General features: G+C 44.8%; 22 protein-coding genes, 2 rRNA genes and 1 riboswitch. Of the genes, 3 read left to right on the top strand and 21 right to left on the bottom strand.

The features are described 5' to 3' along the window. Window positions 1-62 precede the first annotated feature (62 nt). The 7 genes from GGQ95_RS09910 to GGQ95_RS09880 all read right to left on the bottom strand — a co-directional run bounded on the left by GGQ95_RS09910 (window position 63) and on the right by GGQ95_RS09880 (window position 9,603). Complete coding sequence (locus GGQ95_RS09910) at window positions 63-1,190, bottom strand: CamS family sex pheromone protein (protein WP_080859656.1); 1,128 nt, start codon at window positions 1,188-1,190, stop codon at window positions 63-65. Between the two features lie 5 nt (window positions 1,191-1,195). Continuing rightward, entirely contained in the window at window positions 1,196-3,208 is a 2,013-nt protein-coding gene (gene ligA, locus GGQ95_RS09905; RefSeq protein WP_159719254.1) for an NAD-dependent DNA ligase LigA, read from the bottom strand. A gap of 18 nt (window positions 3,209-3,226) precedes the next feature. Continuing rightward, a complete protein-coding gene (gene pcrA / locus GGQ95_RS09900; RefSeq protein WP_183186689.1) occupies window positions 3,227-5,425 on the bottom strand; it encodes a DNA helicase PcrA in 2,199 nt (732 codons plus the stop codon). A gap of 51 nt (window positions 5,426-5,476) precedes the next feature. Next, window positions 5,477-6,172, bottom strand: coding sequence for a heptaprenylglyceryl phosphate synthase (gene pcrB / locus GGQ95_RS09895; protein WP_159719252.1), 696 nt, complete (start codon window positions 6,170-6,172; stop codon window positions 5,477-5,479). Window positions 6,173-6,458: 286 nt separating this feature from the next. Next, complete coding sequence (locus GGQ95_RS09890) at window positions 6,459-6,788, bottom strand: YerC/YecD family TrpR-related protein (RefSeq protein ID WP_044741340.1); 330 nt, start codon at window positions 6,786-6,788, stop codon at window positions 6,459-6,461. A gap of 27 nt (window positions 6,789-6,815) precedes the next feature. Beyond that, window positions 6,816-7,832 carry a DUF3048 domain-containing protein gene (locus GGQ95_RS09885; RefSeq protein ID WP_044741339.1) on the bottom strand — a complete coding sequence of 339 codons (1,017 nt, stop codon included), beginning with the start codon at window positions 7,830-7,832 and terminating at the stop codon, window positions 6,816-6,818. 28 nt (window positions 7,833-7,860) lie between these two features. Continuing rightward, the gene (locus GGQ95_RS09880) at window positions 7,861-9,603 is read right to left on the bottom strand and encodes an adenine deaminase C-terminal domain-containing protein (protein ID WP_183186688.1); all 1,743 of its coding nucleotides are present in this window, start codon (window positions 9,601-9,603) and stop codon (window positions 7,861-7,863) included. Between the two features lie 96 nt (window positions 9,604-9,699). Between GGQ95_RS09880 and GGQ95_RS09875 the strand changes: the two genes are divergently transcribed. After that, window positions 9,700-9,942, top strand: coding sequence for a YgaP family membrane protein (locus GGQ95_RS09875; protein WP_080859668.1), 243 nt, complete (start codon window positions 9,700-9,702; stop codon window positions 9,940-9,942). Next, the gene (locus GGQ95_RS18840; RefSeq protein WP_370514181.1) at window positions 9,894-10,115 is read left to right on the top strand and encodes an EYxxD motif small membrane protein; all 222 of its coding nucleotides are present in this window, start codon (window positions 9,894-9,896) and stop codon (window positions 10,113-10,115) included. Before GGQ95_RS09875 ends, GGQ95_RS18840 begins: the two co-directional genes overlap by 49 nt. Here GGQ95_RS18840 and purD read toward each other — a convergent pair. The 12 genes from purD to purE all read right to left on the bottom strand — a co-directional run bounded on the left by purD (window position 10,078) and on the right by purE (window position 22,813). Continuing rightward, the gene (gene purD, locus GGQ95_RS09870) at window positions 10,078-11,361 is read right to left on the bottom strand and encodes a phosphoribosylamine--glycine ligase (protein WP_159719250.1); all 1,284 of its coding nucleotides are present in this window, start codon (window positions 11,359-11,361) and stop codon (window positions 10,078-10,080) included. The genes GGQ95_RS18840 and purD overlap by 38 nt on opposite strands. Window positions 11,362-11,373: 12 nt before the next feature. Next, a complete protein-coding gene (gene purH, locus GGQ95_RS09865) occupies window positions 11,374-12,912 on the bottom strand; it encodes a bifunctional phosphoribosylaminoimidazolecarboxamide formyltransferase/IMP cyclohydrolase (RefSeq protein ID WP_080859671.1) in 1,539 nt (512 codons plus the stop codon). 19 nt (window positions 12,913-12,931) lie between these two features. Then, a complete protein-coding gene (purN, locus tag GGQ95_RS09860; protein WP_066148397.1) occupies window positions 12,932-13,498 on the bottom strand; it encodes a phosphoribosylglycinamide formyltransferase in 567 nt (188 codons plus the stop codon). After that, the gene (purM, locus tag GGQ95_RS09855) at window positions 13,495-14,535 is read right to left on the bottom strand and encodes a phosphoribosylformylglycinamidine cyclo-ligase (protein ID WP_183186687.1); all 1,041 of its coding nucleotides are present in this window, start codon (window positions 14,533-14,535) and stop codon (window positions 13,495-13,497) included. The genes purN and purM overlap by 4 nt, the downstream gene beginning before the upstream one ends. 13 nt (window positions 14,536-14,548) lie before the next feature. Continuing rightward, window positions 14,549-15,964 (bottom strand): amidophosphoribosyltransferase, encoded by a 1,416-nt coding sequence (purF, locus tag GGQ95_RS09850; protein WP_066148396.1) that lies wholly within the window; start codon window positions 15,962-15,964, stop codon window positions 14,549-14,551. Then, the gene (purL, locus tag GGQ95_RS09845) at window positions 15,940-18,165 is read right to left on the bottom strand and encodes a phosphoribosylformylglycinamidine synthase subunit PurL (RefSeq protein ID WP_183186686.1); all 2,226 of its coding nucleotides are present in this window, start codon (window positions 18,163-18,165) and stop codon (window positions 15,940-15,942) included. The genes purF and purL overlap by 25 nt, the downstream gene beginning before the upstream one ends. Next, window positions 18,149-18,835, bottom strand: a complete 687-nt coding sequence (gene purQ, locus GGQ95_RS09840; RefSeq protein ID WP_044741331.1) for a phosphoribosylformylglycinamidine synthase subunit PurQ — start codon at window positions 18,833-18,835, stop codon at window positions 18,149-18,151. The genes purL and purQ overlap by 17 nt, the downstream gene beginning before the upstream one ends. Beyond that, on the bottom strand, window positions 18,832-19,086 hold the full coding sequence (purS, locus tag GGQ95_RS09835) for a phosphoribosylformylglycinamidine synthase subunit PurS (protein ID WP_044741330.1): 255 nt from the start codon (window positions 19,084-19,086) through the stop codon (window positions 18,832-18,834). Before purS ends, purQ begins: the two co-directional genes overlap by 4 nt. After that, a complete protein-coding gene (purC, locus tag GGQ95_RS09830) occupies window positions 19,074-19,802 on the bottom strand; it encodes a phosphoribosylaminoimidazolesuccinocarboxamide synthase (protein ID WP_183186685.1) in 729 nt (242 codons plus the stop codon). The genes purS and purC overlap by 13 nt, the downstream gene beginning before the upstream one ends. Before the next feature lie 78 nt (window positions 19,803-19,880). Next, window positions 19,881-21,173 (bottom strand): adenylosuccinate lyase, encoded by a 1,293-nt coding sequence (gene purB, locus GGQ95_RS09825; protein WP_183186684.1) that lies wholly within the window; start codon window positions 21,171-21,173, stop codon window positions 19,881-19,883. Between the two features lie 31 nt (window positions 21,174-21,204). Beyond that, window positions 21,205-22,338: a 5-(carboxyamino)imidazole ribonucleotide synthase gene (gene purK, locus GGQ95_RS09820; protein WP_183186750.1), complete on the bottom strand. Its 1,134-nt coding sequence runs from the start codon at window positions 22,336-22,338 to the stop codon at window positions 21,205-21,207. Then, on the bottom strand, window positions 22,325-22,813 hold the full coding sequence (purE, locus tag GGQ95_RS09815) for a 5-(carboxyamino)imidazole ribonucleotide mutase (protein ID WP_183186683.1): 489 nt from the start codon (window positions 22,811-22,813) through the stop codon (window positions 22,325-22,327). Before purE ends, purK begins: the two co-directional genes overlap by 14 nt. A gap of 109 nt (window positions 22,814-22,922) precedes the next feature. Then, a riboswitch (purine riboswitch) is annotated at window positions 22,923-23,024 on the bottom strand. A 231-nt stretch (window positions 23,025-23,255) separates the two neighbouring features. On the opposite strand from purE, the gene GGQ95_RS09810 reads away from it, so the two are divergent. Next, window positions 23,256-23,708, top strand: coding sequence for an Hsp20/alpha crystallin family protein (locus GGQ95_RS09810; RefSeq protein WP_066148383.1), 453 nt, complete (start codon window positions 23,256-23,258; stop codon window positions 23,706-23,708). A gap of 176 nt (window positions 23,709-23,884) precedes the next feature. On the opposite strand, the gene rrf is transcribed toward GGQ95_RS09810, so the two are convergent. Both rrf and GGQ95_RS09800 read right to left on the bottom strand, forming a co-directional pair. Next, window positions 23,885-24,001 (bottom strand): 5S ribosomal RNA (rrf, locus tag GGQ95_RS09805). Window positions 24,002-24,216: 215 nt separating this feature from the next. Then, window positions 24,217-24,362 (bottom strand): 23S ribosomal RNA (locus GGQ95_RS09800); the annotation flags it as partial.

The following is a 24,362-nucleotide window of genomic DNA, read 5'->3' as shown; positions in this document are numbered from 1 at the left end:
ACAACCCACATCTATCATTCTAACGGATAATAAAAACTTATTCAATCGCTATCGTTTTCCGTCTATTGATATATATGGACAAATGGCTGTTCGGCCTTCGCTTCGCGGATGATAATGCTTTCCGGGCCGTTAACAGACGAAATATAGACATTGACCGTGATATAATCCGGGAATTGCTCCATCACAAGCCCCGTTACATATTGCGTAAACGCAATGACCTCTCCCTTGCCATAAAATTGCATCGGAATATTGACCGTCAGCTGCTGAAGCTGATCGTCTACATAAAATGCTTTGCCGATGACGCCTGTATAATTTGGAAAAAAGTCTTCGATATCGGATTTAAAATTTAAAAACTTCATTAAATCTTCGCGGTGATTTTTTTCCGCGTCATCTGATGGAAATAAAGTGTATTCTTCATTAATTTTTTCCCATTTGTCGATCGTCGTGCTTCCCTCGTCTACATTCGTCACGGCAAAGAAATGGCCTGGAATAATCGCCGATTGCGGCTGTTGCTTAAATAAGGCAATGGTAATCGGCACGCTTTCTAATCCTTTAATCTGACGAACCCGCGACAATATTTCAGAAGCCAGTCGCTTGCCTTCTTTTTCAATGACGCCATCCTCGATTTGCACCTCGCGCGGATATCCCTGCTCCGTCTCATAATAATGGACGGAATTTAAGGCGAGTCCTAAAACAATACCGCCAAGCTTTACTTTATTATTATCGTTTTTCATTAAATAATCATGCTCTAAAATATTGGCCAAATAAATCGGACTTTTTGTATTTTTTTCTTCATTGGTTCCTTTGTTGCCTAGCGCCGGATTCAAGCCCTTATCATCTTCGCTTTTCCTCTTAAGCCAGCTCTGAATCGTTTTTTTGTCCAAATATTGCCCTTCTTGAAATAAATAGTCCTGCGGTGAGAAACGATCTTGAGCTACACGCATCAAGCCCGTTTCAAACTCGTCCACATCCAAACGTGTATTCAAATCCTCCACCACAAGTCCTCTCGCTTCCGAAGGCTTAAATGGCAAAATCATTCGATAGTACGAATCAGAAATATTGTATTTTGGAATCACAGCTTTTTGCTGTTTATTATCTTTTTGTTGTACGACTTCTTCTTGGCCAAATTTCGGAGCACAAGCCGATAGCAAGAACATCATTGCTATAGATAATATCGCCATTTTTTTCATGGTCCTTACACCTGCCGCTCAAGTTCTTGAAGAAAGCGCGCTTCATTCCAAATTTCAATATGGAGCTGCTGCGCTTTCGTTAATTTCGATCCGGCTTCTGCACCGGCAATGACTAAATCGGTCTTTTTGCTGACGCTTCCCGTCACGTTGCCGCCAAGCTGTTCGATCCTTTCTTTCGCTTCACTGCGCGATAATGCTTCCAGCTTGCCGGTTAATACGACCGTTTTTCCAGAAAAATAAGACGTTCCTTCAACTGCTTTTACTGATTTTGTTCCTTTGTAAGTCATATTCACTCCATAAGAACGGAGCTCATTCAACAGTTCTTTTACTTCCTGCCGCGAAAAATAAGTGACAATGGAATCGGCCATTTTTTCGCCGATTTCGTGAATCTCCAGCAAATCTTCCTGCGTAGCCGACTCAAGACGTTCCATTGTTTCAAAATGCTCGGCAAGTACTTTCGCCGCTTTCGCTCCGACATGGCGAATGCCAAGTCCGAACAAAAGACGTTCCAGCGAATTTTGCTTTGACGCTTCAATCGCTGCAAGCAAATTCGCGGCAGACTTTTCGCCCATCCGCTCCAAAGGAACGAGCTGCTCTTTTGTTAATGTATACAAATCGGCCACGTCATGTACAAGCCCTTGTTGAAACAATTGAGCAATCACCTTTTCGCCAAGTCCCTCAATGTTCATCGCCTGTCGGGAAACAAAATGGATTAAACCTTCGCGAATTTGGGCTGGACATTTTGGGTTTAAACAGCGAAGCGCCACCTCTCCTTCTAAGCGGACAAGCTCGCTTTTACATTCTGGACAATGGGTCGGCATTGCAAAAGGAATTTCGTCTCCCGTTCGCCTTTCAGGCAAAACATTTACAATTTCAGGAATAATGTCACCTGCTTTTTTGACAACGACGGCGTCGCCAATCATAATATCCTTCGCTCGAATCAAATCTTCATTATGAAGCGAAGCTCTCTGCACCGTTGTGCCAGCAACGCGAACTGGCTCTAAAAGCGCGGTTGGCGTGACCACTCCCGTACGGCCGACGCTTAATTCAATGCCAAGCAGCTTTGTGACTACTTCTTCGGCTGGAAATTTGTAAGCGATCGCCCAACGAGGGCTTTTAGCCGTTGCGCCGAGCTGTTCCTGCTGTTCAAATGAATCCACTTTAATCACAATGCCATCAATCTCATAGGAAAGCTGCGGACGTTTCCCATTCCATTCCTTTATAAATTCAATTACTTCTTCCATATTCGCACATCTCCGCCGCTCCGGATTGGTTTTAAATCCAAGCCGTTGCAAATAATCAAGCGCCTCACTGTGCGAATCGATTCCCATTTCCTCTGCATTAGCTAAACCATAAATAAACATGTCTAAATGGCGAGAGGCCGCAATTTTTGGATCAAGCTGACGCAACGATCCAGCGGCTGCATTGCGCGGGTTGGCAAACAGTTCCTCGCCGCGCTGGCGGCGCTGTTCATTTAATCGCTCAAACGATCTTTTCGGCATATAGGCTTCACCGCGCGCCTCTAACGTGACAGGTTGCTGCAGCCGCAACGGGAGCGAACGAATGGTTTTTAAATTTTCGGTGATGTCCTCTCCTGTTATTCCATCGCCCCGTGTAGCCCCTTGAGCAAAATAGCCATCCTCATAGCGCAAGGAAACAGCAAGTCCGTCGATTTTCAGTTCACATACATACGCGACATCATCGCCAACTTCTTGACGAACGCGGCGGTCAAACTCCCGCAAATCTCCTTCATTAAAAGCATTGGCAAGACTTAGCATCGGAGCACGATGCTCCACTTTTTGGAAAGCATCTAACGCTTGTCCGCCTACACGCTGGGAAGGAGAGTCTTTCGTTTTTAAATCAGGATGCGCCTCTTCAAGAGCGATGAGCTCCTGCATCAGCCGGTCATATTCAGCATCAGGCACCGATGGTCGATCCAATACGTAATACTCATAGTTATATTGATCTAAAAGACGGCGAAGCTCCTCAATGCGCCCAATAGCTGTTTGTCGATCCATTGTTCGTTCATCCTTTCTCTAGACCTTCGTAATCGGGGCAAATTTAGCTAATAATCGCTTAATTCCAATCGGACTTTGGAAAGCGATATCCAGCTCTTTGTCGTCTCCGTCTCCGCGCACGCTCACAACGGTTCCGATTCCCCACTTTTTATGCTCTGCTTTATCGCCTACCTTCCAAGCGACCGCTTCTCCTCCTGTCGCTGTCGGCACCGCAGCTAAACGAACGGACTTCGTTCTCGCTTGTTCGCTTGCTGGCCAACGCTTCGTTTTATTCACCTGTTCGACTAATTCATCAGGAATTTCCCCGATAAAGCGCGAAGCTGGATTCACATTCGTTCGGCCGAACAGGGTGCGCATTTGGGCGCTTGTTAAAAACAATTCCTCTTCGGCGCGGGTAATGCCGACATAGGCCAAGCGCCGCTCTTCTTCCATTTCCTCTTCATCGTCGAGTGAGCGGCTATGTGGAAAAATGCCTTCTTCCATGCCGATCAAAAAAACGACAGGGAATTCTAACCCCTTTGCCGAGTGAAGCGTCATAAGCACAACGGCTTCCTTGTCTGTTTCCTCTTCATTGTTTAACTGGTCAATGTCAGCCACTAAAGCAAGATCCGTTAAAAAGGCGATGAGCGATTTATCTTCACTTACATTTTCAAAATGTTTGGTTACGGATAAAAATTCATCAATATTCTCAAGCCGGCTTTGCGCTTCCAATGTTTTTTCCGCTTCAAGCATCTCGCGGTACCCCGACTTCTCTAAAACATCCTCTACCAACTCCGTAACAGATACATATTCTTGCAGCTGCCCCCAATGCTCTATTTGCCGACGAAATTCATGCAACGAAGCGGCAATGCGCGCACTAATCCCCATATGCTCAAGCTCGCCAAGCGCCTGAAACATCGAAAGACCGTATGCGGAAGCGTAGCTTGCAATTTTATCAAGCGATGAAGCGCCGATACCGCGCTTTGGCACATTGATAATTCTCGTCAAACTAATATCGTCATTTGGATTGGCGATCAAACGCAAATACGCCAAAATATCTTTAATTTCTTTTCGGTCATAGAACTTTAAGCCGCCGACGATTTGATAAGGAATATTCGATTTAATCAACACTTCCTCCATCATCCGCGATTGGGCATTCGTGCGATACAATATGGCGAAATCCGAATAGCGGCGCTTGCTGCTGTCCACATACTCTTTAATTTTACCAGCGACAAATTGCGCTTCATCTGATTCGCTCATCGCCTCATAATAGGCGATTTTTTTTCCTTCCGGATTTTCGGTCCATAATCTTTTTGGCTTGCGGTTGTAGTTATTTTCAATGACCTTGTTCGCCGCTTGTAAGATGCGCTTGGTCGAACGATAATTTTGTTCAAGAAGTACTACTTTGGCATTGGGATAGTCCGTTTCAAATGATAAGATATTTTGAATGTCCGCTCCACGCCAGCGATAAATCGATTGATCGGAATCACCGACAACGCATAAATTCTGAAATCTCGCGGCCAGCATTTTAACAAGCATATACTGCGCTCTGTTCGTATCCTGATATTCGTCAATATGAATATACTGAAATTTATATTGATAATGCTCAAGCACTTCCGGCACGCGTTCAAACAGCTGAATCGTCACCATAATTAGGTCGTCAAAATCAAGAGAATGGTTGCGCAGAAGACGCTGTTGATATTCGGTATACACATCGCTTACCACTTTTTCATAATAAGTAGCTGCTTTTTTAGCAAATTTCTCCGGAGAAAGCAGCTCGTTTTTAGCGCTGCTGATCGTTCCTAAAATGGCACGCGGATCAAATTTTTTCGGATCGATATTTTTATCATTTAAAATCGTTTTGAGCACTGAAAGCTGATCGGTCGCATCTAAAATAGAAAAGTTGCGATTAATGCCAATACGGTCGATATCGCGCCGCAAAATGCGCACGCACATCGAATGAAACGTCGAGATCCAAATCTCTTCCGCCGCTCCGCCGACAAGCGATTGCACCCTCTCCTTCATTTCACGGGCTGCTTTATTTGTAAAGGTAATCGCTAAAATGTTCCAAGGGGCAACATGCTTTTCCGCCATCAAATAAGCAATACGGTGCGTCAATACGCGCGTCTTTCCGCTTCCCGCTCCAGCCATGATCAATAAAGGCCCTTCCGTCGTTTTGACGGCCGCTTGCTGCTCGGGATTCAAATTCGCAAGCAGCTTATTGGATAAGAAATTCAATTCTATCACCACCATACAAACATTTGTTCTATTTTACTACATTTTTTCTGTTCAGACAATTTCTCGTTTCACAGCTTTCACTGTTTCTAACGCTTTCGGCAAATCGTGATATATCGCATTTCCGACGACAATCGTATCCGCATATTGCGCCATTTCCTTTGCTTGTTCTGGGCTTTCAATGCCGCCACCGTAAAATAGCCGCGTATGATGCAGCGCCTCTTTCACTCGGCGTACCGTTTCTACATTTCCATAAGTTCCGCTGTACTCTAAATAAAAAATCGGCAGTTGATACATTTTTTCCGCTATTAATGCATAGGCGACGATATCTTCGTCAGAAAGCTCCGTCTTCGCTTCCGTAAGCATTGCCGCTTTGCAGTTTTTGTTTAAAATGCAATATCCCTCCATGAACATTTCATCCCAATTCATAAGCTCCCCAAATTGCTTCATCGCCTCATGATGCAAATCGACTATCCACTTTGTCTGTCTGCTATTTAAAACCGTCGGGATGAAATATAAATCAAATCCGGGCGTCACAGATTCGATATTCGATATTTCTAAAACGCAAGGAACCGCAAATCGGCGAATGCGCGCCATTAGATCGAGGACATTCTCGAGCGTGACATGATCCGTTCCGCCGACAATGACTGCATCCGTTCCAGATTCGCAAATTTGTTCCAGATGCTCCTCGCTGATTTCTTTATGGGGATCCAGCTTAAACACGTGACGCCACTGGTGAATATCGTACATAGAAAAACCTCCATTTACTTCTCCGTCATCAGACGTGGGGATTTATTGGCAAAAACGACGAATCTCGCTTTGTCTACTGCTAACAAGCAACCATTTGTCTGGTTATGATTAAACACTCTTTATCCATCATCTTATTATAACAAATCCTTAAGCTGATGGATGAACCTATAAGCCTTATTCATCGCAAACCTATATATACCATTACAAAAAAGAGCCGAGGACCGCATAAGATCCAATGTCTCTTCTTCAAAAAAGAAAAGGAGCACCAAAACAAGGCTCCTTCCTTTCATTTTATATGATTCGTTTCTTTGAAGTCGTCAGCTTGCTCTTCTTTAATACGTTCAAGCACCATTTCATAAGCATCGCTTCCATAGTTCAAACATCGTTTGACACGAGAGATAGTGGCTGTGCTAGCCCCCGTTTCTGTTTCGATTTTGTGGTACGTATAGCCTTCTCGGAGCATACGGGCCACTTCAAGGCGCTGGGCCAACGACTGAATTTCGTTGACCGTGCATAAATCATCAAAAAAACGATAGCATTCCTCTAAGTCACGAAGCGAAAGAATGGCTTGAAACAATTGATCGACTTCTCTGCCTCTCAGCTTATCAATTTGCATATAGTATTCAACCCTCCATTTACTATACTAACGATATTGGACCATATCAAGTGATGGCACAACATTAATCCAAGTCTTTCCCGGAGTAAATCCGACCGGCACACCATGATCATACGGCAGCAACCGCCCATTGACATTTTTCCATTCCACACGCTTGACGGTGCCGTTTTGAAATAAATATCCATCTCCACCGGAGGTCAAATCGATATCGCGCCGGCCATATTCATCCGCAATCGTGTGGACTGCCGCAACAATGAACACGTTTTGAACCAAAATAGGATCATGTGTATCATAATCGATCGTTTGCTCTCCTCCGCTGTAACGGATGTAGCCTTTTTTATCCGAAATGTATTGATATTGAACATGAGCATACGATCTTTTGGAATACGAAATATCCACTTGCTCTGCTGGTTCACTTTGCGCTTCATTTTTGAAAAAAGGAAGCGCTTCTACCGTTTCTTCTAAAGAATAGCCTTTTTCTTTTGCTCCTTTTTCGATATTAGCAAATGTAATATACGAATTATGTGGAGCCTTTCGGAACGAAGCTCTTTTAAAGAGCGTTCCGTCATAAAACAACCCATTCAAATAATCTGTTCCACCAGCTTCCAGCATACTTTTTGCCTCAGGGCTCCAGCCGTGACAAATATAGAGCGCGTCAAATCCTTTGCTTAGCTCAATATAATAATCACGAGCGCTGCGAACCGGCCCCACTTTTTCAGGGAACTCGCTTTGATATAAGGCTAAAAAACGTGTAATATCCCCTTCTGCCAGCACCTCATATACAACATCCGCTTTCTGCAATCCTGATTGGGGGCGGGCCGCCGGATGGTTGTTAATCATCACACCTACCACACGATGATTCGCGTCCTGTTTGGCAGGCAACCCTGTCAATGGCGAGAGTACCTGTTGTTGCCCAGTCTCGTTTTCCGGTTCCTTCTGTGGCGTTTCTATAGCTGTCGCAGGCTGACGTTCCTTTTTTTCGGCTTTTGTACAGCCGCTAAACAGAAGACATGTTCCACTTATGGCAATTAACCAGCGCTTCAATCCTCACACAACCTTTTTCTTTTATATTTTAACGCATTATCGACGGAAAGAGTACCGTTTTATTCATGACATCATAAATTCCTTTTTGCGTAATGCGAATATAAGGCAAATGAGTAGATTGAAAAAATAATAAAGAATAAATAGGATCAACAAAGCGATAGCCTCGTTCTTTTAATAGCTCCTTTAACTTGTTCTCTTCGCGGATCAGGCTGTCGACACGTTCATTGGACATCATCCCGTTCAGCACAAGCGGAATTTCATGAATGATTTCCCCGTTTTCAGCCAGTACAATTCCGCCGCCAATTTCACACATGCGCTGAAATGCCATTAGCATATCCCGCTTGCTTTTGCCAATTAATAAAATATCGCCGGTATTAGAATAAGAGCTGACCAATCCTTTCACATGGGTGGCAAACCCCTTAACCACTGTATTGACACGCCATCTCCCCTGACGATCTACAAGCATTAAAAAGCTCTCATCATGGCTCTCCGCCAATTCATCGTGCGCAGTGTCAATTAATACAGAATATGGGCGCATAATCACCGAATTCTCCATATACATTCCAAGAGGCATGGAAAATTGTAAATCATCCATTGACAATTGCCAAGTCAATTGAAGTGGACCTATACCATACGTTCGCCAGTCGATACCGTGATCCCACGTTTCAAAATCTCCGTCTCGCAGCATCCATTGCCCTTTTGAAAGCACACTTACAGGCGTCGGGTCTTCCTTATCGCACAAAAAGTTAATATTGGCGAACCGTCCTGTCGTGATCGTACCGTGTAAATGTTCCATATGATAATGGCGCGCCACATTGAGTGTTGCCATATGATACGCATCAATGACAGGAACCCCTTTTTGGATCGCGATGCGAATCATCTGATCAACAATGCCGTGTTCATAAAATGAAGGCGGTGAACCATCTGTTGTAAAAATGATGTGATCATATTGCTCAATCCCTAATTCTTTCATCTCTTCAAGCAGCTTCGGCAAATCCGGACGAATCGATGAATACCGTAATGAAACCGTATACCCGTGCAAAAGCCTATGGTATACCTCTTTGCCTGTCATGGCTTCATGGTCGCAGTCCGTGCCAGCCAGCATCATTTTTGTAAGCGTTTTCTCTGAAGCTCCCGGAAAATGTCCCTCAATTCGCTTTTTCATGCTTTTAGCCTCTTGAATCCAATGAAGCATCGTATCATCTCCGGCAAGAAGCTTCGGCCAGCCTGTTAACTCGCCAGCCTGTATGACCGATTTTTGCTTAAGCCATTCTTTAATGATGGCATAAGAAAAAGTATCATCTTCTTTAGCGAGTTCTGTCTGCCCATCCAAACGGCACCACCAATAGATCGTTGCCGGTAACGATTCCATATCCCTTAGAAAAGAAAACGCTTTCTTTTTTGCGAGCTGCAAAACAAGGAATAAGTTATCATTGATGATCGTTGTCGTACCAAACTTTGCTGCATATTCGGCAAACGTTTGGGGATTATATAACTGAAAAGGATGGGCGTGTGGTTCGATATAGCCAGGGACTAAATAGTAGTCGCTGCAATCAATCACTTCGCACTGTTCCAGATCGCTTGGCAAACGCTCGCCCGCATAAACAATGCGATCATGTTTTATCCAAATATTACCTCTTACCCATTTACGTAAATATGAATGCAAATACGTCGCATTGGTAAGCAACTTTGCTGGTGATCGCTTTCCATCAATGATCGCCATTTGTTCGCGAAGCTGCTCGGTGTTCCATTGATAGCGTTGTTCGGCCATATATACATCCCCGTTCCTTTTTTTCCAAAATTGTACCATATGATCATTTTACCGTATTAAAGTCATTTACACAAACAAAAAAAGAGGAGGAAATATATGGTCAAAGTAAATATTGGCATCCTGAATGCCTTCATTCGAATAACATGCGGATTAACCATGCTTGCCTGGGCCACTTCCAAAATGGTCAAGCATCCTTGGCGCGATTCCTATATGGTGATTGCTTGGTTAGCCGCTATGAAAGTGGCAGAGGGCATTACACGCTTCTGTCCGCTCACAGCATTGTACGAAAAATGCCGGAAGCAAGAACAAACAAAGGAAACAGCAAACAACCCAACCTAATGATAAAAATAGGGCTGACTTTCATAAGCCAGCCCTCTAATCTATGCATGATAAGGAGAGAATTCATAATGCTGCTTGAATATATGACCGATATGTCATTTGTGCTTGCTACCTTAATCGGGAGCATTGTCGCCCTTACTTTTGTTTATGTGAAGAAAAAGCGCGTGCGGTAGCTTTGCGACCAATATCGCTTCGATAAAATAATTGATCACATTGGATATGAGAAATTTCCGTATACACTTCTTGCTGCGCAGCTTGCAACGTCTCACCTTTTGCCGCAACGAGCAGCACACGACCGCCATTTGTGCATACGATACCATTTTCAACCTTCGTTCCAGCATGAAATACAAGTGTGTCTTCTTTCAACGCGTCCAGCCCGATAATCGGCGCTCCTTTTTCGTATGCATCGGGATAGCCTTTAGAAGCTAAAACGACGCCAACAACCGCTTCATTAGACCACTTCGGCTCCGCCTCTTTCCCTTCCAGTAAATCGACCAGCAGCTCAACCAAATCTGTTTCTAAACGGGGCAGCACCACTTGCGCCTCCGGATCACCGAAACGGGCATTGAATTCAATGACTTTTGGTCCTTGAGGGGTTGCGATTAGCCCTGCATACAAAACGCCTGTAAATGGATTTCCTTCTGCGACAAGCGCTTTTGCGATGGGATGAATGATTTGCTCAATGGCTTGCTCCACGACTTCTGCAGAAATCTGCGGCACAGGAGAGTACGCTCCCATTCCTCCTGTATTCGGACCCTCATCGTTATCAAAGGCGCGTTTATGATCCTGGGCGATCGCCATTGGGTAAGCTTTTTCACCGTTGACAAAAGCCATCAACGAAAACTCTTCCCCCTCTAAAAACTCTTCAACCACGACTTGCGCACTTGCTGCCCCAAATTTCTTTTCGATCATCATATCATATAAAGCGGCTAAGGCCTCTTGTTCCGTCATCGCCACAGTAACACCTTTTCCAGCCGCCAGTCCATCCGCTTTGATGACAATCGGCGCTCCCTTTTCCTCCACATACGCTTTGGCCTCTTCATATGAAGTAAAGGAGCGATACTCCGCTGTCGGTACGCCATATTTTTGCATCAATTCCTTTGCAAACGCCTTACTTCCCTCGATCAGTGCGGCTTTCTTTTTCGGTCCAAAAATACGTAGCCCTTCTTCTTCAAAGCGATCGACAATTCCATTCAATAACGGTGCTTCTGGACCGACAATCGTCAAATCGATTCTTTCGTTTTTAGCAAAATGCACAAGCGCTTCGATATCCTGTTCATCGATGGGAATCAGTTGGGCTGCTTGAGCCATTCCCGGATTCCCCGGTGCGGCATACAGCTTTTGCACAAGCGGACTTTGCGCCGCTTTCCAAACGATCGCATGCTCCCGTCCCCCACGACCGATTACGAGTACTTTCATTTGCTTCACTCCTTAATGCTTAAAATGGCGCACGCCAGTAAAGACCATGGCAATGCCGTATTCATCTGCCTTTTTGATGGAATCCTCATCGCGGATCGATCCGCCCGGCTGAATGATCGCGGTGATTCCTGCTTTGGCTGCTGCTTCTACTGTATCATCCATCGGGAAAAATGCATCAGAGGCTAAAGCGGCTCCTTGCGCTTTATGACCCGCTTGTTCAATCGCAATTTTAGCTGCGCCCACGCGATTCATTTGCCCTGCTCCGACCCCGATTGTCATATGGTCTTTCGCGAGCACAATCGCATTGGACTTGACATGCTTGACCACCTTCCATGCCAACTTTAAATCTTCCCATTCCGTTTCGGTCGGCTGCCGTTTCGTGACAATTTTTATCTCGGCATCGTCCAATGTGTATCGATCTTCATCTTGTACAAGCAGGCCGCCATGCACGGACACGAAAAACGGTTCATTTTTGTGCTGCGCTGCAAAATCAATGGTTAATAAGCGAAGATTTTTCTTCTGCGTTAAAATTTCAACGGCTTCTTCACTGAAGGATGGAGCGATAATAATTTCAAGAAAAATTTCATGCATTTTTAATGCCGTATCGCGGTCCACTTCTCGGTTCAAGGCGACAATTCCGCCAAAGATTGAAGTTGGATCCGCTTCATACGCTCTTGTAAAAGCGGCCAAAATCGTATCGCCGATTCCTACTCCGCACGGATTCATATGCTTAACCGCAACGGCGGCCGGTTCAGCAAATTCTTTGACAATTTGCAATGCCGCATTCGCATCATTAATATTGTTATAGGATAGCTCCTTGCCATGCAGCTGTTTAGCCGCCGCAATGGAAAAGATAGAGCCAAGCGGCTTTTGATAAAAAGCAGCTTGTTGATGCGGATTTTCGCCATAGCGTAAATCTTGTTTTTTCGTAAAGGTCATGGTCAAGGATTCTGGATAGCGTTCCCCCGCGAAATTTGTTAAATACTCAGCAATCATGGCATCGTAAGCGGCCGTATGACGGAATACTTTCGCCGCCAATTTTAAATTCGTATCATGAGAAACCGCCCCATTTTCCTCGAGCTGCTGCAATACGATTTCATAATCAGCCGGATCAACAACAACCGTTACATATTGATGATTTTTCGCCGCCGCCCGAAGCATGGTCGGACCGCCAATGTCGATATTTTCAATCGCCTCGGCAAATGTAACGTCTGGCTTGGCGATCGTTTGCTGGAACGGATATAAATTCACAACGACTAAGTCAATTGGTCGAATATGGTGCTCATCAAGCTGCTTGCTATGGCGCTCATCATCGCGAATCGCTAAAAGTCCGCCATGGATCATTGGGTGCAGCGTCTTCACACGCCCATCTAAAATTTCCGGAAATCCTGTGACCTCAGAAATGCTGATCACCGGAATCCCTTCTTGCTCTAGAGCTTTCTTCGTTCCACCTGTTGAAATGATTTCGATTCCCAATTCTGACAAGCGCTTAGCGAAAGCAATGATACCTTCTTTATTCGAAACACTTATTAAAGCACGTTGAGCTTTCATGCATGTTCGATCCTTTCTCTCAATGTTCAAACAATGTTTGTAATACTTCGGGATATAGCTGATGCTCCAGCTCATGAATTCTCGCTTCTAATTGCTCCAACGATTCTCCTTCATAAATAGGAATGGCACGTTGTTCAATAATCGGTCCTGTATCCATTCCTTCGTCCACATAATGAATCGTCACTCCCGTTGCCTTCACACCGGCGCGATACGCTTGTCCGATTGCGTCTTTTCCAGGGAAGGCAGGCAGAAGCGAAGGATGAATATTCACCATTTTTCCCTCGTAAGCCGATAAAAGCGTTGGCCCAATTAGGCGCATATAACCGGCTAAAACGATCCACTCAATCCCTTTTTCTTTTAAGCGCATTAAAATATCGCGTTCAAACTCGGCCTTTTCTGCATAATCTTTTGGATGAAAAACAAAGGTAGCGATCCCTTCTTTCTTCGCTCTCTCAATCACCTTTGCTCCCGGGCGATCGCATACAAGCAAAGCAATGTCAGCTTGCAGTCTTTTTTGTTTGACAGCCTCGACAATCGCTTGAAAATTCGTTCCGCTGCCAGATGCAAAAATAGCGATTCGTTTCATTCCATTTTCCCTCCAGCAAAGACAACTCCTTCTCCTTTTTTCACCCGTCCGATCAGATACGCCTTCTCTCCGAGCTGTTCTAAACGTTCCAATAGCGGTTGAATCATTTCGCTATCTACCGCCATGACTAGACCGATCCCCATGTTGAAAATATTGAACATCTCCTGGCGCATCAGATGTCCCTTCTCCTGAAGCAAATCGAAAATCGGCGGAATCGGCCAAGAGCCATAATCAATTTCGGCACAAAAACCGCTTGGCAGCATGCGAGGGATATTTTCAACAAAGCCGCCCCCAGTAATATGGGCCATGCCTTTGATCGCAAATTCTTTCATCACTGCCAGCAACGGCTTCACATAAATGCGCGTCGGTTTTAGCAGCTCTTTACCTAGTGGAGCAGCGAATCCCTCATACGTTTTATGAAGGTCAAGTTGGGCTTCTTCAAGCACAATCTTCCGCACAAGCGAATAGCCGTTGCTATGAATGCCGCTTGAAGCAAGCCCAATAAGCGCATCGCCTTCTTGAATGTTTGCTCCCGTGATAAGTTGGGATTTCTCCGCTACTCCCACCACAAATCCAGCCACATCATATTCTTCTTCGCCATACATTCCAGGCATTTCTGCTGTTTCGCCGCCAATGAGGGCGCATCCCGCTTGCACACAGCCATCGGAAATACCTTTAACAATTTGCGCAATTTTTTCAGGCACCGCTTTTCCGCACGCGATATAGTCAAGGAAAAACAGCGGTTCTGCGCCTTGAACGACAATATCATTGACACACATTGCCACACAGTCGATTCCAATGGTATCATGCTCATCCATCATAAAAGCTAGCATTAATTTCGTGCCAACCCCATCTGTTCCCGATACAAGAACAGGTTCACGATATCCGAGCTGCGATAGGTCAAACATGCCGCCAAAACCGCCTAGTCCGCCCAATACTTCTTTCCGATTCGTTTTTTGTACGTGCTTTTTCATCAGCGAAACCGCTTGATATCCAGCCTCAATGTCGACACCCGCTCGCTTATACGACTCCGCCATTTTAAGTCCTCCTTTATTGCTTAACTGTTTGCTCTAATAACTGGCTGCATGTATTAGTTGGGTATTCTCCGGTAAAACATGCCATGCATTGACCGCGAAACAGAGAGCCGTTCGCCGAACGCCCAATCGCTTCCAGCAATCCTTCATGGCTTAAAAATGCTAACGAATCGGCGCCAATCATCTGCCGCATCTCTTCAACCGAATGGGCGGAAGCAATGAGTTCCTCTTTTGTTGGCGTATCAATTCCATAAAAACAAGGATGAGTAATAGGCGGTGAGCTAATGCGAACATGGACCTCTTTCGCCCCAGCTTCTCGAAGCATGTTGACGATTCGTCTGCTTGTCGTTCCGCGCACAATCGAGTCATCAACCATGACGACCCGCTTGCCAGCTACGACTCCACGGACAGGAGATAACTTCATTTTCACGCCTTGTTCACGCAATGCCTGCGACGGTTGAATAAACGTCCGCCCTACATAACGATTTTTAATTAATCCTAGCTCATATGGAATTCCTGTCACCTCTGCATAACCAATCGCGACAGAAATGCTGGAATCAGGCACACCTGTCACAACATCTGCATCGACTGGCGCTTCAAGCGCCAAGCGTTTTCCTAAATTTTTGCGGGCTGTATGAACATTGATCCCATCGACATTGCTGTCAGGACGGGCAAAATAAATGTATTCCATACTGCAAATCGAGCGCGGGCGTTTTTCCGCATAACGTTCTGCATAAATGCCGTGTTTGTTAATGATAATCAGTTCTCCAGGCTCTACTTCGCGCTCGTACACAGCTCCCACTACATCAAACGCACACGTTTCCGAAGCGACGACATAAGCATTGCCAAGACGGCCGATGGAAAGCGGACGGAATCCTTGCGGATCAAGAGCGATGTACATTTCTGTTTCCGTCAACAAAAGGAAGGCGAATGCTCCTTCCAGATAGTTGAGGGCCACCTTGATTTGCTCCTTTAACGTTGGCGCCATGCTACGACGAATTAAATGAGCAAATACTTCCGTATCCGAAGTCGTTTGAAAAATGCTTCCTTGCTGTTCAAGACGGAGCTTAAGCTCAGCCGCGTTGACTAAATTGCCGTTATGGGCTAAAGCAATGCTTCCGCTTTGCGAGCGGAATAGCAGAGGCTGAACATTTTCGTAGCCTCCGCCTCCTGCTGTTGCATAGCGCACATGCCCAATCGCTGCCGCTCCGTTTAATTGCTGTAGCTGGCCATCGCTAAATACTTCCGTCACAAGCCCGAGACCTTTATGTCCCTTCAATGTTTCACCATCGGAAACGACAATCCCTGCCCCCTCTTGGCCGCGATGCTGTAAGCTGTGCAATCCATAATAAGTGACTTGTGCCGCTTCCTCGTGTCCCCAAATCCCAAAAATTCCACATTCTTCGTTTAATCCTTTGATTTCAGCAAGCATGGAATAGCTCCTTTCCACACGCTTCTCATTTGTGTAACCGAAAGCTGGACAACTGTTTTACCGCTTTCTGCCTCGATATGAAGCATCCCATCACTAGTGACTTCTCCAAGCAAAGTCGCTTCTATGAACTGTTCAAAGGCCGCCTGATGTTCCTTTTTCACGGACACAATAAAACGCGATTGTGTTTCGCTGAATAATTCGGCAACCGCATCGCCGCTGATCTTTACCTTTGCTCCTAATCCATCCGCATTCATTAAACATTCAGCTAACGCTACGGACAAACCGCCTTCAGATACATCGTGAGCGGAAGCAACCAATCCGGCGCGAATCGCCGCTAAAAGCGCTTGCTGGCGCTCGGCCTCCACATGCAAGTCAATGCTTGGCGCTTTGCCGAAAATGCGGCCTTCTAATAATTTTTGTAATTCACTGCCGCCAAATTCCTGCTTTGCTTTTCCAATCACATAAATGAAATCGCCAGACTGTTTGAACGCTTGCGTCGTGATATGGCTCAATTCATCAACGAGCCCGACCATTCCGACAACAGGGGTTGGGTACACCGCTTCACCATTCGTTTCGTTGTAAAGCGATACATTGCCGCTAATGACCGGTGCATTTAATAAACGGCACGCCTCGCTCATTCCATCGACCGCTTTTTCAATCTGCCAAAAAATTTCTGGTTTTTCAGGATTTCCAAAATTAAGACAATCTGTAATCGCTAGCGGCTTAGCGCCTGAGCAGACAATATTCCGGGCCGCTTCCGCAACGGCGATTTTTCCTCCTGTCTCTGGATCTAAATAAATGTAGCGTGAGTTGCAGTCCGTCGTCATCGCCAATGCTTTTTTTGTCCCGCGAATACGCACAACCGCCGCATCTGATCCCGGCGCGACTACCGTATTCGTTCGCACCATATAATCATATTGATCATATACCCATTCCTTGCTCGCAATCGTCGGTTGCGCTAACAATGAAAGCAGTGTTTCCTCATAGTTCTCTACCGTCGGAAGATAATCGATTTGTTGAAATTCTTGATAATAATCCGGTTCTTTGGACGGCTTATGATACACGGGTGCATCTTTCGCTAAAGCATCGACTGGAACCTCAGCGACCACTTCGCCATGGAAATAAAGACGAAGCATTTTGTCATCCGTTACTTTTCCGATCGCAGTGGCCTCAAGCCCGTATTTAGCAAACAAATCATAAATTTCTTGCTCGCGGCCCTTTTTCACAACAAGAAGCATCCGTTCCTGCGATTCTGAAAGCATCATTTCGTACGGAGTCATCCCTGTTTCGCGCTGTGGCACAAGATCTAAATTCATTTCAATGCCAAAGCCGGCTTTGCTGGCCATTTCAGCAGAAGAACTAGTAAGCCCGGCAGCGCCCATGTCTTGGATGCCAACGAGCGCATCAGACTGAACGACTTCTAAGCAAGCTTCCAGCAGCAATTTTTCCATAAAAGGATCTCCGACTTGAACCGCTGGGCGCTTTGCTTCAGACTCTTCGGTCAGTTCTTCAGAAGCAAAGGTGGCCCCATGAATGCCGTCGCGCCCTGTTTTAGCTCCAACATACATCACCGTGTTGCCGACACCTGATGCTACACCGCGCTGAATATCCTCATGACGAATCAATCCCACACACATAGCATTGACGAGCGGATTGCCGTCGTAAGCACGGTCAAATTGCACCTCGCCGCCGACGGTCGGAATGCCAACACAGTTTCCATATCCGGCAATGCCAGCGACAACATGTTCAAATAAATATTTGACACGAGGAGAAGTTAACTCCCCAAAACGCAATGAATTCAGCAAGGCGATCGGCCGAGCTCCCATGGAAAAGACATCGCGAATAATTCCTCCAACCCCAGTTGCTGCGCCTTGGTACGGTTCAATCGCAGAAGGATGGTTATGGCTTTCAATTTTAAACGCAACGGCTAATCCGTCACCAATATCGACAATCCCTGCTCCTTCACCAGGCCCTTGCAAAACATGATCGCCTTCAGTCGGGAATTTTTTTAAAACGAGCTTGGAGTTTTTATAGCTGCAATGCTCCGACCACATCACGGAAAAAATGCCGGTTTCCGTATAGTTAGGCAAACGCCCAAGAATGCGTTCTACCATTGCAAACTCTTCATCTGTTAATCCCATTTCACGATATAATTTTTCTTCTTTAATCATTGTCGGACTTGGCTCAAGAAGTAACGACATGTGCTTCCCTCCAATATTTCACAATTGACTGAAACAACTTCAAACCATCAGCGCTGCCGAGCAGCTCATCCACTGCACGCTCCGGATGAGGCATCATCCCTAGAACATTGCCTTTTTCATTGATAATACCGGCAATGTCAGCTAAACTGCCGTTCGGATTTTCCCCATGGTATCGAAAAACAATTTGGCGATTATCGATCAGCTGCTTTAACGTCTCTTCATCGCAGTAATAGTTGCCTTCGCCATGGGCGATCGGGATCGTAATCATTTCATCCTTCTCGTACATTGAAGTAAACATTGTTTCATGATTTTCTACGCGAAGCTCTACTGGACGGCACATAAATTTTAGACTGTGATTGCGGCGCATTGCTCCTGGCAAAAGCCCGGCTTCCAACAAAATTTGAAATCCATTACATACGCCTAAAATCGGTTTCCCTGCTTCTGCCGCTTGTTGGATCGCCTTCATCACGTTGGAAAAGCGGGCAATCGCCCCTGAACGAAGATAGTCTCCGTATGAAAAGCCTCCCGGAAGTAAAATTCCATCAAACTCATCAAGATGGTCGGCATCATGCCATACATACTCGACCTCTTCTCCCAATTCATCCTTAATCGCATGGTACATATCAACATCACAGTTGGAGCCCGGAAATACAATCACTGCAAATTTCACTGCGCCACTACCTCCTCAATCTCATACCGGTAGTCTTCAATCACTGTATTGGCTAATAGCTTTTCACACATATCGCGCACAATTTCTTCAATATCGCGATCGTTTTTTTCAATCATAAGCTCCATAAACTTGCCAATCCGCACATCTTGTACTTCTTGGTAAGATAAGCTGTGAAGCGCTCCTTTTACCGCACTTCCTTGTGGATCTAGCACGTTTTCTCGCAATGTGACATATACTTTTACTTTGTACATTTTGTTTGTCCCCCTAATCTTTGTAAAATCACTTCATAGGCATCCGTTAAGTTTCCTAAATCGCGTCGAAATACATCTTTATCAAATTTTTCATTGGTTTCCATATCCCATAGACGACAAGTATCTGGCGAAATTTCATCCGCCAATATTATGTTTCCTTCCGCATCAAAACCAAACTCTAATTTAAAATCAATTAATCGAACCTGACAGTTGTGAAAATGGCGGGTGAGGATCTCATTGATCTTTAAAGCCTGCTCCTTTAATATGGCGATTTGTTCTGAGGTCGCTAGCTTTAAAATAGCAATATGGTCTTCCAACAACAGAGGGTCGCCAAGCTCATCATTTTTGTAATAAAACTCAATCAGCGGTTTTTCCAAACTTGTTCCTTCGGCAATGCCAAGCCGCTTTGCAAGGCTTCCAGCGACATAATTGCGGACAACAACTTCAAGGGGAATAATCGTTACTTTTTTAACAAGCTGCTCTGTTTCCGAAAGTTTACGAATAAAATGATTATTGACGCCGGCTTCATGCAATTTGGCAAATAATAAGCTGGTAATTTCATTATTTAAACGTCCTTTTCCAGCAATAGTTGCCTTTTTCTCTCCGTTAAATGCCGTGGCGCTATCCTTATATTCAATCCAAAACACCGCTTCTTCATCTGTGCGATACACTTTTTTTGCTTTTCCTTCATAAAGCTGCTCTAATTTTTTGACCATGGGTAGAAGCCTCCCAAAACAGAATATTAGGAATTTTTTGGCTTGTGGGCAGGTAAGGGAAAACCTTACCTGCTTTGCTTATAATCCGAGACGCGTAAAAATCGTATCAACGTGCTTGAGATGATAATGGTAATCAAAGCAATCATCGATTTCCTCTTTCGTCAATCGCTGTGTGATCGCTTCGTCTGCCTCAACCAACGAACGGAACGGAACTTGTTTCTCCCATGCTTCCATTGCTTTTGGCTGAACTAAGTCATACGCTTCCTCACGTACCATGCCTTTATCAATTAACGCTAACAAAACGCGTTGAGAATAAATCAATCCAAGCGTGCGATCCATATTGCGTTTCATATTTTCTGGGAATACTGTCAAGTTTTTTACAATATTAGCAAAGCGATTGAGCATATAGTTCAACGCGATGGTGGCATCAGGCAAAATAATGCGTTCAGCTGACGAATGGGAAATATCGCGTTCATGCCAAAGCGGCACATTTTCGTAAGCCGTTAGCATATATCCGCGAATGACACGCGCCATCCCTGTCATATTTTCAGAGCCGATTGGATTGCGTTTATGCGGCATTGCAGAAGATCCCTTTTGTCCCTTAGCAAAAAACTCCTCCACTTCACGTGTTTCACTCTTTTGCAAACCACGAATTTCAACAGCAAATTTTTCGATGGACGTTGCAATGAGCGCCAATGTCGCCATATAATGGGCATGGCGATCACGCTGAAGAGTCTGAGTGGAAATAGGTGCTGGCTCTAATCCAAGCTTTTCGCATACATACTTTTCAACAAAAGGATCAATATTCGCATACGTTCCGACAGCTCCGGAAATTTTCCCAACTCGAACCGTTTCAGCAGCCTGTTTGAAACGTTCTAAGTTTCGCTTCATTTCCTCATACCAAAGAGCTAATTTCAACCCAAACGTTGTCGGCTCTGCATGAACCCCATGCGTCCGTCCCATCATGACCGTATATTTATGCTCTTGTGCTTTTTCCTTTAATACTTGAATAAAGTACTCTAAATCTTTAAGCAAAATTTCATTTGCCTGCTTCAGTAAATACGATAAAGCGGTATCGACAACGTCCGTCGATGTTAATCCATAATGCACCCATTTTCGTTCTTCTCCTAATGTTTCGGAGACCGCACGGGTAAAGGCAACCACATCGTGACGAGTTTCTTCCTCAATTTCTTTAATGCGCTGGATATCGAACGAAGCATTTTTGCGAATTTTCGCCACGTCTTCCTTTGGAATGACTCCCAGCTCCGCCCAAGCCTCGCAAGCTAAAATCTCTACTTCCAGCCATGCTTTAAAGCGATTTTCTTCCGTCCAAATCGCTCCCATCTCCGGTCTTGTATACCGTTCGATCATTTTTTTTCCTCCTTCTGCACTCAAACATCTGTCATTTCATCCAAATTTTCAAATCATCGATACGTTGCAGTGCGGCATCCACATTTTCAGCAAGCAGCGTAACATGTCCCATCTTCCGTTTGTGCTTCGCCTCTTTTTTTCCATATAAATGAAGGTGCATATCGGCCATTTCGGCAATGCGGTCTATTACTGGCTGGAGATGCTCGCCTAAAATATTGACCATCACAGCCGGCTTCAATAATTCTGTACCGCTTAAAGGCCAATTGCAGATGGCACGAATATGTTGCTGAAATTGAGAGGTCACACAAGCATTAATTGTATAATGACCTGAGTTGTGCGGTCTAGGGGCAAGCTCATTAATATAAATATCTCCTTCACTGGTTAAAAACATTTCCACTGCCAGTGTTCCGACTAATTCAAAATACGTCGCAAGTCTTTCTGCATAAGCGATGGCTTTTTGGGCGATGTGCTCAGCCATTCGTGCGGGAACGATCGTTTGGTGCAAAATATTATCAAGATGGATATTTTCTGCAACAGGAAATACTTTCATATCTCCTAGTCCATTTCTTGATACAATGACAGAGACTTCTTTTTCAAAGGAAACCCATCCTTCTAACACACAATGGCCTGATTGCAGCAACAAACTAGCCGCTTGGACATCCTTTTTGGAACGAATCACAAATTGCCCTTTGCCATCATAACCGCCTCGGCATGTTTTCAGCACACACGGCAGGCCAATCGCATCAACGGCCGTCACTAATTCTTCTTTTGTTTGCACCTCCTGATAAGGGGCAACTGGAAGTCCTGCTGTCACAATCGCTTGTTTTTCTGTAGCTCGATCTTGAGTGATCATGAGCAGCTTGCTTCCTTGTGGAACATAGGAGTGGCTGACAAGCCAATCGAGCGCTGCCGCATCAATGTTTTCAAATTCATACGTAATCACATCGCTTACCTCAGCCAGCTTTTGAATGGCACTTAAATCGCTATATTCTCCCGTAATTTCGATATCTGCTACTTGACCGCACGGAGAATCGGCGATCGGGTCAAGCACGGCAATGCGGAACCCCATTTCTTTAGCGGCAATAGCCATCATTCGACCAAGCTGTCCGCCTCCAATAATCCCAATGGTTTGTCCAGGTACGATCATCTGGTTATTCAAGATCATCACTGCTTTCTAATACTTCTTTACGAATTTGCTCTCTTCTCGCTTTTAAAGCATTCATATATTCGGAATCGAAAACCCCAAGAATGGCCGCGGCTAAAAGGCCTGCATTCGTCGCTCCTGCCTTTCCAATAGCAACAGTCGCAACAGGCACACCTCCTGGCATTTGTACGATCGATAAAAGAGAATCTAAACCATTTAACGTTTTTGATTGAATGGGCACACCGATAACAGGCAACGTTGTTTTTGCGGCTACCATCCCAGGTAGATGTGCGGCTCCCCCGGCTCCGGCAATAATTACTTTAATGCCTCTCTTTTCCGCAGATTCTGCATACTCAAACATGTAGTCAGGGGTTCGGTGTGCAGAAACCACTTTTTTTTCAAACGGAATGTGTAATTCCGATAATATATCACAAGCATGCTTCATTGTATCCCAATCCGATTGACTTCCCATAATGACACCAACAAGCGGGTTCATTTGCTCTCACCTCATTAGTTTTTACCATAGAAAAACCCAGAACGCGCGTTCCTTATTTGAGGGAAAGCACCGTTCTGGGCATAATTCGGCCATAAAAAAGGCGAAAAAGCCATTCGATCCTTTCCCTCATAGTCCAATAATTTACGGTTATTGGGTAGAGACTTTTGGGCCATATTCCCAAGATTATATGAGGGAATGTTATCAAGTTACCACTATCTTATCAATGTTTTTGTAACGATGTCAACACAGAATCGAACGTTTTTTTTAAAATAAAAAATAATGTTCGGATTCTCTATTTGTTTCACCAATTTATAGCCGAGACATATGATAAAATAGCAAAAGTGACGATTCCTGGTTTTTCTATTTAAGAAGAACGCAAGAAAGGCACCAGACAAAATTCTGTTTAGTCTTAAGTAAACAGGGAGAAGAAAGGAGAAACAACATGAAAACAAGCCCATTCGGTTCATTTCCTCCAGACTGGACGAAGCATTGGGAAAATTTTTTTAACGAAGATTTTTGGGGGAGTTTCCAATCTTTTCTCCCTGCTACAGAAAAATCAACGAACACGACAGGAGTGAATATATACAAAAAAGCAGAGAATGAGCTACTCATTGTGGTTTGTTTGCCTGGTTTAGAAGATATAGAGCATGTCGAATTATATACGTATTATAGAGCATTAGAAATTAAAGCAACGATTAATTTACATTTTCAAGGGTTTGAGCTCGTGGAGGAAGGGATTTTTCAAGGAACATGGGAAAAGACGATTCCTCTTCCTTTCCCAATAAAAGAGGAGAGAATCGAGGCAACCTATCATCACGGACTGTTAATCATTCATCTGCATCGCTTAATTCCTGATGTTCGAAAAAGGAGAATTGACATAAAAAAGACTGAATAAAAAAAGCGACTAACCTCTTCATTATAAAAGGTTAGCCGCTTTTTCTTCATTTTGGCACCTATTTTCCACGGTGCTTTTTTATGGGGGAGAGGATTTTAATGGCGTTAATAAAAACGCAAAATCTAATTGGACAAAAAAATTAGAGAACGGATTGACCAGTTCTCTAGCTTCTGTCCGCCTAGCAACGTCCTACTCTTGCAGGGGCGTTAGCCCCAACTACCATCGGCGCTGGAGAGCTTAACTTCCGTGTTCGGGATGGGAACGGGTGTGACCTCTCCGCCATCGTCACTAGACTATTCGAAGGATGGCTCCTTCAAAACTAGATAACAGATCAGAGAAGAAAGGATAGGCGGTGCTTTTCTTGATGTCTAGCTCCGCTTTTCGTATTGTCTAGTTCCGCAAGCTGCATCCTACGGTCGTTTCCGCTTCTTCTGTCCAAGTCTCCTGACTTGTCCGTCAGAAGCTTGAACGCCCTATGGATGCAAGCGAGCTTGCTCCGCTTTTCGTATTGGTTAAGTCCTCGATCGATTAGTATCCGTCAGCTGCACGTGTCGCCACGCTTCCACCTCGGACCTATCTACCTCGTCATCTTCGAGGGATCTTACTTGCTTATGCAATGGGAAATCTCATCTTGAGGGGGGCTTCACGCTTAGA

The sequence above is a fragment of the Anoxybacteroides rupiense genome (assembly GCF_014196195.1).
Taxonomy (GTDB): domain Bacteria; phylum Bacillota; class Bacilli; order Bacillales; family Anoxybacillaceae; genus Anoxybacteroides; species Anoxybacteroides rupiense.
Note: the sequence above shows the minus strand (reverse complement) of the source record. Positions and strands in the feature narration are given on the sequence as shown.